At 29.7% G+C, this 610-nt stretch carries 1 protein-coding gene; it reads left to right on the forward strand.

Annotated elements, in window-relative coordinates; genetic code table 11:
- The first annotated feature begins 38 nt into the window (after positions 1–38).
- A complete protein-coding gene (locus EQG61_RS13695) occupies positions 39–560 on the forward strand; it encodes a hypothetical protein (protein WP_129462512.1) in 522 nt (173 codons plus the stop codon).
- Positions 561–610: the final 50 nt, after the last annotated feature.

Below are 610 nucleotides of genomic sequence, written 5' to 3' on the forward strand. Positions count from 1 at the left end.
GTTATGCGTCAGGCTAAAAAATCTGCTAAAAAAGACATATGAAGTTATTTACAAAATTATTTCTCCTTACAATAATTGACTTTATCATTATTTGGTTTTGGGTGAAAGAAATTGACCCTGAACCAAGCATTTCAATCGCCATAGTAATTGTAGTTCCTGGAGTAATATTTATTAACCTTGCAATTGCTTTAATTTTATATTTCACCAAAAAAGAATACTCAAAAATTTTCGTTATAAATTCATTTATTTCAGCAATCTTAATGTATTTTTTATTTCTGAAAGGTATTGAAAGACATCAAAATCTTAGATATGAGAGTTGGAAATTTAACAGAAAAGACACAATTTTTGCTATTATACATTCGAAACTTGACAATACTTTTAGCATGACAGAAAGTACGAATCAAGGCTCAACAACTGAGTTTCTAGAAGGAAAATTTAGAAGAAATGGAAACGAATATTATTTGACAACTGACTCAACAGAATATAAAATCAGAAATGAATACTTATTTGGATTCAGAAACTCAACAGATAGTATAAAATTGACTAAAATTGAACGATAGTGTAGATAAAAGCCCGAACGCATAACAGCCGCTAGCCGCTATGGCTGGTA

The organism is Flavobacterium stagni (assembly GCF_004122105.1).
GTDB classification, from domain to species: Bacteria; Bacteroidota; Bacteroidia; order Flavobacteriales; family Flavobacteriaceae; genus Flavobacterium; species Flavobacterium stagni.